This is a genomic window from Pseudomonas sp. NPDC087598, from assembly GCF_044743525.1.
Classification (GTDB): domain Bacteria; phylum Pseudomonadota; class Gammaproteobacteria; order Pseudomonadales; family Pseudomonadaceae; genus Aquipseudomonas.
Map to the genome: position 1 here is coordinate 1 of NZ_JBIUWQ010000139.1, position 2,538 is coordinate 2,538.

At 55.1% G+C, this 2,538-nt stretch carries 2 protein-coding genes and 1 pseudogene; 1 reads left to right on the forward strand and 2 read right to left on the reverse strand.

The genetic code is table 11. The features are described 5' to 3' along the window. A pseudogene (locus tag ACIOWE_RS30035) lies at positions 1-199 on the reverse strand (ATP-dependent Clp protease adaptor ClpS); the annotation flags it as partial. Positions 200-423: 224 nt separating this feature from the next. Here ACIOWE_RS30035 and ACIOWE_RS30040 point away from each other — a divergent pair. Then, on the forward strand, positions 424-720 hold the full coding sequence (locus ACIOWE_RS30040; RefSeq protein ID WP_401398583.1) for a cold shock domain-containing protein: 297 nt from the start codon (positions 424-426) through the stop codon (positions 718-720). 77 nt (positions 721-797) lie between these two features. Here ACIOWE_RS30040 and icd read toward each other — a convergent pair whose 3' ends face one another. Next, positions 798-2,054, reverse strand: a complete 1,257-nt coding sequence (gene icd, locus ACIOWE_RS30045) for an NADP-dependent isocitrate dehydrogenase (RefSeq protein WP_401398584.1) — start codon at positions 2,052-2,054, stop codon at positions 798-800. Between the last annotated feature and the right edge of the window lie 484 nt (positions 2,055-2,538).

The window sequence follows — 2,538 nt, forward strand, 5'->3', positions numbered from 1 at the left end:
CCACGCCGACGACGACACCCAGCGGGGTGACCTCCGCATTGAACCACACCCCCGGGTACCCCGGCGGCGCCTGGAACGCAGGCGGTGCGTCCTGAACAGCACCGCCTGCCGAATCGTCGTCGTGCTCCTCTGGAAGATCCTTTTGGAGAATCGGGCGATCCTGCTTGAATGTTAGTCGAATCTGGCTGATTGCATGCATGGAAAGAAAGGTTCGTCAGTTGTGCAAATACAGTGGTGGGGGCGATTGCGCACGTTTTCAACTCCGACTGCCCGGTCACCTTGACTATCGGGAAAACGGTGTTACAACCAATAGAGCCCACAGTGGGTAAAAAAGATCCGCGGAGTCAATCCTTTTAACGGATTAGATTGCGGATGACTTGGATGATACTCCAGCGATGGAGTCTGTTGCAGAGGGATTTGAGCATGGCTGTCGGCAAGGTGAAATGGTTCAACAATGCCAAGGGGTTCGGTTTCATCAATACCGAGGCCCGCGAAGGTCGAGATGAAGATGGCAAAGAGATCGATTTCTTTGCGCACTACTCTGCCATTGATATGGAAGGGTATAAGACCCTCAAGGCCGGACAGGTCGTAAATTTCGAGATCGTCCAGGGCCCGAAAGGCTTGCACGCGGTGAAGATTACTGCGGATGCGGCTGCTGTCGCAGAAACAAAAAAAGAAGTGACCAACACCGCCCGCCAAGACCAGAAAGTTACCAGCTGACGCTTCAAACCTTCAGCCATAAAAAACCGCCCGCCTCGATCAATCGAGACGGGCGGTTTTTCGCATGCCTGCGATGCTTACATGTGCTTGATCAGCGCATCACCGAAGCCCGAAGAAGACACCAGGGTGGCGCCTTCCATCAGACGTTCGAAGTCGTAGGTCACAGTCTTGGCCTTGATCGCGCCGTTGGTGCCTTTGATGATCAGGTCTGCCGCCTCGATCCAGCCCAGGTGACGCAGCATCATCTCCGCCGACAGAATCACCGAACCCGGGTTGACCTGGTCCTTGCCGGCATATTTCGGCGCAGTACCGTGGGTGGCCTCGAACATCGCGACGGTGTCGGACAGGTTGGCACCCGGGGCGATACCGATACCGCCCACTTCCGCCGCCAGGGCGTCGGAGAGGTAGTCACCGTTGAGGTTCAGAGTGGCGATCACATCGTATTCGGCCGGGCGCAGCAGGATCTGCTGGAGCATGGCGTCGGCGATGGCATCCTTGACGATGACTTCACGACCGGTTTTCGGGTTCTTGAACTTCATCCACGGGCCGCCATCGAGCAGCTCGGCGCCGAATTCTTCCTTCGCCACCTCGTAACCCCAGTCCTTGAAGGCACCTTCGGTGAATTTCATGATGTTGCCCTTGTGCACGATGGTCAGCGACTTGCGATCGTTGTCCACGACATATTGCAGGGCCTTGCGCACCAGACGCTTGGTGCCTTCTTTGGAAACAGGCTTGATGCCGATGCCGCAATCCTGGTCGAAACGGATCTTGGTGACGCCCATTTCTTCTTTGAGGAATTTGATGACCTTGGTGGCTTCAGGGGAGCCGGCCTTCCATTCGATACCGGCATAGATGTCTTCGGAGTTCTCGCGAAAGATCACCATGTCGACATCGCCAGGCTTTTTCACCGGGCTCGGTACGCCTTCGAACCACACTACCGGGCGCAGGCACACATAGAGATCGAGCTGCTGGCGCAGGGCCACGTTCAAGGAGCGGATACCGCCACCGACCGGAGTGGTCAGCGGGCCTTTGATGGAGACGACGTAATCTTTGACGGCGTCCAGGGTTTCCTGGGGCAGCCAGGTGTCCTGGTCATAGACCTGAGTCGCTTTTTCGCCAGCGTAGACTTCCATCCAGGAAATCTTGCGCTTGCCCCCGTAGGCTTTCGCCACGGCAGCATCAACCACTTTGATCATCACAGGGCTGACGTCGACGCCAATGCCGTCACCTTCAATGAAGGGGATGATCGGGTTATCAGGAACATTGAGAGAATGGTCTGCATTGACGGTGATTTTGTCGCCGACGGCTGGAACCTGAATCTTCTTGTAACCCATGCTGAACTCCATTGTTTGGATTGAACATCTGGCTTGGTTCGAGCGTAACCCACTTGAATCAACACGCAAACCCTCAGTTCCCGGCATTCGCACAACTCGATTCCTACAAGCCTGAAAGCAAAGGGAAAAGCGCCAAACTCAAGCATTCGCGACGACTCTACGCCGCCCCCTGCCCTGCGACCTTTAGACCAATGGACGAGAATCGTTGCATATGAACCATCGGCAGATTGCCAGCTACCTATGTATAATGCCGCCCGCTGACCACAGGGTCACGACGGCTGGCCTCTCTAGAACGAGACTTTCCGCCTGATTGGTCGGGTTGTTATCGCAGCCTGACTGCTTGACGCTCTACTGATGCACCCAACATCACCGCGAAGATTCTCGACATTCGGTTCATGGATGACTTTGAAAGAACGCTCTTTCCAGGGGAAGATCTAGTTTCTGATCTCGATTTAGTAAAGTAGATATAGTTTTTCGTATTATT

Bases quoted from the DNA above. Each gene is read 5' to 3' on its own strand.
- icd (WP_401398584.1), bottom strand. From the start codon at position 2,054: ATGGGTTACAAGAAGATTCAGGTTCCAGCCGTCGGCGACAAAATCACC.
- ACIOWE_RS30040 (WP_401398583.1), top strand. From the start codon at position 424: ATGGCTGTCGGCAAGGTGAAATGGTTCAACAATGCCAAGGGGTTCGGT.